Origin of the sequence: Nostoc sp. S13 (assembly GCF_029379315.1) — a bacterium.
Taxonomy (GTDB): domain Bacteria; phylum Cyanobacteriota; class Cyanobacteriia; order Cyanobacteriales; family Nostocaceae; genus Nostoc.
The window spans coordinates 1-7012 of the sequence record NZ_JAQYWQ010000200.1 but is presented as its reverse complement, the minus strand read 5'-3'; the positions used below and the strand labels follow the sequence as shown (position 1 = coordinate 7012).

4 protein-coding genes and 1 tRNA gene are annotated in these 7012 nt (G+C 39.0%); all 5 read left to right on the top strand.

The genetic code is table 11. The annotated features are described in order from the left end of the window. The first annotated feature begins 171 nt into the window (after positions 1 to 171). The 5 genes from PUQ00_RS31705 (at position 172) to gltX (ending at position 6847) form a co-directional block, all read left to right on the top strand. Positions 172 to 1356, top strand: coding sequence for an esterase-like activity of phytase family protein (locus tag PUQ00_RS31705; protein WP_300423882.1), 1185 nt, complete (start codon positions 172 to 174; stop codon positions 1354 to 1356). A 387-nt stretch (positions 1357 to 1743) separates the two neighbouring features. Continuing rightward, positions 1744 to 3366 carry a serine/threonine-protein kinase gene (locus tag PUQ00_RS31700; RefSeq protein WP_300423880.1) on the top strand — a complete coding sequence of 541 codons (1623 nt, stop codon included), beginning with the start codon at positions 1744 to 1746 and terminating at the stop codon, positions 3364 to 3366. A 95-nt stretch (positions 3367 to 3461) separates the two neighbouring features. Continuing rightward, positions 3462 to 4988, top strand: coding sequence for a serine/threonine-protein kinase (locus tag PUQ00_RS31695; RefSeq protein WP_300423879.1), 1527 nt, complete (start codon positions 3462 to 3464; stop codon positions 4986 to 4988). A 110-nt stretch (positions 4989 to 5098) separates the two neighbouring features. Further along, positions 5099 to 5172: transfer RNA gene (locus PUQ00_RS31690), tRNA-Asp, on the top strand. A gap of 229 nt (positions 5173 to 5401) precedes the next feature. Then, positions 5402 to 6847, top strand: a complete 1446-nt coding sequence (gene gltX, locus PUQ00_RS31685) for a glutamate--tRNA ligase (protein ID WP_300423878.1) — start codon at positions 5402 to 5404, stop codon at positions 6845 to 6847. Positions 6848 to 7012: the final 165 nt, after the last annotated feature.

Here is a 7012-nt window from a genome sequence, read left to right as displayed (position 1 = left end):
CCAGAGCTAGGTTTCAGCCAAATAAAGTTCTCATTTCCGGATAAGTCTATTGTTCTGAAAACCTCTCTTTTGCAAGGAGAGAGCCTTTGAATTCTCTCCCTTCCCTATTAGGGAAGGGGGCTAAGGGGTTAGGTTGCGCGTTAGCTTTTTCACACTTTCACAAAAAAATATATGCAGCTAATTAAAAAAATCTTCGCAATCCCACGAATTATTTACTTCTTTATCCTGATTATAACTATCATTTTATTCTTCACACATTTACTGTCAAATGCTGTTGAAGTCAGTAGCATAGAGTTTATCGGGGAAGCCACTTTACCGAAGGGCTTAATCTTTAAAAAAACTGAAGTCGGAGGTTTATCTGGAATTACCTATGATCCAAAAAACAACCTTTATTATGCTATCTCCGATGACCGTGGACAAAAAGCTGCCGCCCGTTTCTACACCCTGAAAATCGACTTGAGCAAAGGTTCCCTACAAAAAGGTGGAGTTATCCCCATTAGTGTTACCACATTATTAAATGAAAATGGTCAAACATTTCGCCCTGGTGAAACTGACACAGAAGGTATTGCCTTAACTAATCAAGCAACTGTATTTATTTCTTCTGAAGGCGATGCTGGAAAATTAATTAATCCTTTTATTAAAGATTTCTCCCTATCTTCGGGTAGGGAAATTAAAACACTTCCCATCCCAAACAAATTTTTGCCAGATAAAACTAGTAAAAAAGGTATCCGTAACAATTTGGCTTTTGAAAGCCTCACGATCACCTCCGATAAAAAGCATCTATTCACAGCTACCGAAAATGCTCTAATTCAAGATGGTGTGGCAGCTAAACCTAACATCGGTAGTCCTTGCCGAATTTTGCAATACAACTTGCTCAACAACCAGCCAGAAAAGGAATTTCTTTATCAAACTGAACCAGTTGCACCATTTTTGAATCTGATTGGCAAATTCGCTAGTGGATTACCTGATTTACTTGCTCTCGATAATCAAGGACACTTCCTAAGTTTAGAACGGTCTTTTACAGGTTTAGGATTTGCTATTTTCCTATATCAGGTTTCTTTAGAAGGATCTGATGATATTCATCAGATTGATAGCCTTTTAGCAGTTGACTCTAAGAATATTAAACCAGTTAACAAAAAACTACTGTTAGATTTGAGAACCCTAGATGTATTACTAGATAACATCGAAGGCTTAACTATTGGAGCTAAATTACCCAATGGACAACAATCATTAATTCTCATCAGTGACAACAATTTCAACTCCCTGCAACGCACCCAGATACTAGCCTTTCAAATTAAAATTGAAACACCACTAATCAGATTATTACGCCGTTTACTCCCGAATCTCAGCCATTAGCTGTAGGGAGGATAAGGCGCCGTAGCTACGCCCCCACTTCTCTACCAGACGCTGCGCGTAGCTTGCTGTAGGGGTATGGCAACCTCAGTGCTCATCATAGACATCGCGCCTTTACTACTATTTACTTATTTGAAACTTATTCCTGTGTATTCACGGAATCTACTAGGCAGCTTTTTCTAGCCTATTTGTAGTTTACGTGTAATTTCTCAACCGTATTCATTAATGAATATGTTATAGAATATTTAGGAAATTTTGCAGAAAGATTAACTATGATTACACCATATAATTAATTTCATCAAATTTATGATATTTTTTAGATTTAAATTTAATAATTAGTTAGACTTATTAAAGTATTTTGCCAGTAATCCTTATTTATAAATGATTTTTATGCTACAAGATAAAATTGATAATATGGTAGGGCAAAAAGCAGAGATAGACAATTACATTGGACAATTTTTAAATAATCGCTATTTAATCAGAGATTTGATTGGCAAAGGAGGGATGGGTAGAGTTTATTTAGCAGAAGATACTGCTAAAGGTGGTATGTTGATCGCAATTAAAATATTATCACTGAGTTTAGCAAATCAGCAAATGTCCCAACGCTTTGCCAGAGAGATTTTTATTGGCGCTCAATTGGGTCGTAAAAGTAAACATATTGTTCGCATTTTAAGTTACGGAGTTACTGATGATAAAACTCCGTTTTATGTAATGGAATACCTCCAAGGAAAAAATCTCAAACAAATTCTCAAAATTCAGCCCTTAACAATATCGAAGTTTTTGGAGATTTCTAATCAAATTTGTTTAGGCTTACAATGTGCCCACCAAGGTATCAGCCTCAAAGGAGAGATTTATCCTATTGTTCACAGGGATATTAAACCAGAAAATATATTCATTAGTGAAGATAGTAAACAAGGAGAAATTGTTAAAATACTAGATTTTGGGATTGCCAAGTTTTTAACAGAGCGAGGTGGGATGACCCTGACAGATTCTTTTATTGGCAGTTTGCCTTACTGTTCTCCAGAACATATGGAAGGGCGCAAATTGCTAGATGTCCGCTCTGACATTTACAGTTTGGGAGTATTAATGTTTGAGATGCTGACAGGAAAGCATCCATTTCAAACAAAAAGTAACTCCTTTGGTACTTGGTATCAAGCTCATCGCTTTCAAATGCCACCTACAGTTGAGCAAGTAAATCCGCAAGTCAAAATCCCGCAAATATTAGAAAAAATGTTGATGAGTTGTTTAGCTAAAGAAGTAAGCGATCGCCCTCAAAATATTAACCAAATATTAGAAGATTTAGAAAAGGTTAATATTCAAATTAATCAAGTTAGTCATAACAATAGCAATGACATTATTAACCCCTCATGTCCGATCCAATTAGTACCTGCAACATTCTTGTCAGAACAAGAGTGTTTGCAGAAAAGTTGGCCTAAAAATAAACCAATTGCGCCAATTGGATTTCCCCATTTACTACATACTCCCCAAAGACTTATACCAACTTTTTGGGCAATGTTGCCCGAACAAGAGATTACAAACTTTTTAGATAAAATACATAGCACCGAATTTATTAGTCAAATGAATGTATACCCAATGCTATTATGGGTGACAGTCCTATACAATGCCCAGCCGGCTCTGACTAAGTGGCTACCTTATTTTTTAGATTTGAAAGATAATAAAGGGCAGAAAATAGTGCGTAGTTTAGCAGAAGTAGGCTACTATCATCTACTACTTTTTGCACTAGAAGAACCAAACCGTTGCTCTTATGTAACGACTTTAAGCCTCACGGCTAACCAGCGCCAGCAACTTGTAGATTGCTTAGAGATGAGTCAACAGTCAAATGAAATAACTTTGCCTAATCAAGCCAAAAATCTTCTAAAAACAGAGTATGAAAAACTGAAATTAGATATCTTAGAAAAGTTATCCGTAGCTCAAAAACCTGAAAAAGAAAGTTCAAAAAATTGGATGGCTAAATTTTTGAAGATTTTTTTAAAACTTTTCTCATGTAATTGAAAGTTCGTTATCAAAAACCTTGCCAGCATTACCTAATTATATTCTTATGTGTGTATTGCTAACTTTAAATGGACTCAGCAGCAAAGGTGATTAAAGTGAATCAAAGCCCATTTACATCTCCAAGTAGTACGGGCTTGCTTGCCAATCGTTATCAACTCCAGCAATTAATTGGCAGCGGTGGCATGGGTGAAGTTTTTTTAGCAAGTGATGTTTTGTTAGGAGGTATACCAGTTGCTATCAAGTTTTTGACTCAGACTGTTGTCGATACTAAGATGCAAGAAGACTTTGCTCGTGAAGCTTTAATGAGTGCAGCTTTGAGTCAAAGGAGTGTACATATAGTACGAGCGTATGATTATGGTGTAAATGAGAAAGGAAAACCATACTACGTTATGGAATATCTAAGCGGCAAGAGTTTAAAAGATTTAATTCCCTTACCCCTGCCCATGTTTTTGACTCTCTGCCGCCAAATTTGTTTGGGCTTACAGTGCGCTCATCAAGGTATTAACATTGATGGGAAAATTTATCCGTTAGTTCATAGAGATATTAAGCCTGCCAATATATTAGTTATTCCCGATCCGATATTGGGTCAGTTAGTTAAAATTCTTGATTTTGGTATTGCTAGATTTTTGAATTATACATCAACAGCTAGTATAAGTAAGGGATTTAATGGCACTTTACCCTACTGTTCTCCAGAACAGCTAGATGGGGAAAAATTAGATAGTTGCTCTGATATTTATAGCCTGGGTGTGATGATGTTTGAGATGCTCACAGGCAAAAAACCTTGGGAACCAGAAACTGATTACTTTGGTGCTTGGTATAAAGCACATCACTTTGAAGAACCAAGAGCGATCGCAAATGTTAAACCGACTCTCAAATTACCTCAGAAGCTAAATAATTTAATTATGGCTTGTCTTGCTAAAAAAGCAAGCGATCGCCCAGAAAATATCGCTCAAATTCTGCAAGTTATAAACAGTTTAGAACAGTCCACTTATCCCAGTTTACCAGCAATTTTAGATCCTAGCTCCATCCTTAGCCATCCCTTATATTCTGGATTATCAATCACAGTAGAACAAAGCTGCCAGCAACTTTTGTGGCCTGAAAATAAACCAATTCAAGAAATTGTTTTTCCCCAGCTTCTAGACACCGCACAAGGATGTATGACAGCACTATGGTTAATGTTGCCTAATCAAGAAATCAAAAACTATGCCCTTTCTACTCGTTACAACCAATTTATCTTCATGATATCCCCTCATCCAATGCTCTTGTGGGTGACTGTACTCTACAATCGGCAATTGGCTCCTAAGTGGCTACCGTGCTATTTAGATATGCAAAATCTCCAAAATCTTCGGCTGGTAAGTTTCCTGGCTGAAAATGAACGCTACCCTTTGATTTTCTTTAGCCTAGAAGCACCACATTCCTGCACCAACGTTCTCACCAGTCACATCGAGCCAACTCAGCGGCAAATGTTAAAAACCTGGGTGCAACAGAGTCATAGTCTACCACCCACTTCTCAACTCCAATTGAGCAAACAGCTATTAAAGCAGCAGTATAAACAAATGCAATCCCGGATATTGCAGCATCTGGAATCAGAGCCACAGGTTGTATTATCAGGCTCTATTTAACCAAAAATTCGCACCTTGGAGAGACGAGACAAAAATAATTCCTAATTCCTAACTCCAAAACACTTGACAAGTAGAAAATAAATAGCGATAATAGCAAAGTTGCCAAACAAGGGACTGTAGTTCAATTGGTTAGAGCACCGCCCTGTCACGGCGGAAGTTGCGGGTTCGAGCCCCGTCAGTCCCGTTCTAAATTTATGAGTAGTGAGTCCCAGAAGTTCAGAGACCCTTGCGGACACGATAAAGCGTGACGCTAACGGCAGAAACTGCCTTTCCAACATCTAGCTGAGTCCTAAGTAATATAGGAATTGAGCATTGGTTATTAGGCAGTTTCTCAGTCTGCATTTCCTTGACTCAGGATTCAGGGTTTAAATATAAGCTACATTTATCATGCTTTGCGAAAGAGAGAATCAACTGTGACTGTCAGAGTCCGTATTGCGCCGAGTCCAACCGGAAATTTACATATTGGTACAGCTAGAACGGCTGTATTTAACTGGCTATTTGCCCGCCACCACGGCGGGAAATTTATAGTGCGAATTGAAGACACAGATTTAGAGCGATCGCGTCCCGAATACACCGAGAATATTCTTGAAGGACTGCGTTGGCTGGGACTTAACTGGGATGAAGGGCCATTTTTCCAATCCCAACGCCTGGATCTTTATAAAGAAGCAGTACAAAAACTGCTAGATCAAGGATTAGCCTATCGCTGCTACACCACTTCTGAAGAACTAGAGGCGCTAAGAGAAGCCCAAAAAGCTAGAGGCGAAGCTCCTCGCTATGACAACCGTCACCGCAACCTCACGCCAGAACAACGCGCCGGATTTGAAGCAGAAGGTCGCTCCTCTGTGATTCGCTTCAAAATCGAAGATGAGCAGGAAATTGTCTGGAATGACCTAGTAAGGGGAAAGATGTCTTGGCGAGGTAGCGATTTAGGTGGTGATATGGTCATCGCCCGCGCCTCAGAAGAGGGTAGCGGTCAACCTTTATACAACTTTGTAGTTGTAGTGGATGACATTGATATGCAAATCACCCATGTCATCCGGGGAGAAGACCACATCGCCAACACCGCCAAGCAAATTTTACTGTATGAAGCAATGGGTACAAAAATCCCAGAGTTTGCTCACACGCCGCTAATTTTAAATTTGGAAGGACGCAAGCTTTCTAAGCGAGATGGCGTCACTTCCATTTCTGAGTTTCAGCAAATGGGCTTTACTGCTGAAGGCTTGGTAAATTACATGACATTGCTGGGTTGGTCGCCACCAGATTCAACTCAAGAAATATTTACCTTAGAAACAGCAGCCAAAGAGTTTGGCTTTGAACGTGTAAATAAAGCAGGTGCAAAGTTTGACTGGGCAAAACTCGATTGGTTGAACAGTCAGTATATCCACAATACGCCAGTAGATAAACTCACAGATTTACTCATACCCTATTGGCAAGCGGCTGGGTATAAATTTGATGGTGGAAGAGAACGCCCCTGGTTAGAACAGCTAGTGACTTTAATTAGCCAAAGCTTGACTCGTTTAGTAGATGGAGTAGCTCAAAGCCAACTGTTTTTTAGCGACACAGTTGAATTTAGCGAGGAAGCTAGTACACAACTCAAGCAAGAAGGTTCTGTTGCTGTCCTTGAAGGGATTGTCACAGCTTTGGAAAATCAGCCGCAACTATCGGAAGCCACCGCCCAGGATATTATTAAACAAGTGGTGAAAGAGCAAAAAGTCAAAAAAGGTTTGGTTATGCGATCGCTCCGAGCAGCCTTAACTGGAGATGTTCATGGCCCAGACTTAATCCAATCTTGGTTACTACTAAATCAGATTGGTTTAGATAAGTCACGCTTGAGTCGGGCATTAACGGAAGCTAATTAGCGATTACTCCCAGATTTTAGAAATATTTTAGATTTTAGGGGCGCACAAACGTGCGCCCCTATTCATCAGGTAGAGCAACTATAAGAACAAAAAATCATTCACTAATTACTAAAAGACTTATCCTTAATATAAATAGCATGAGATAATAAAAAGGTGGAGTAGAAA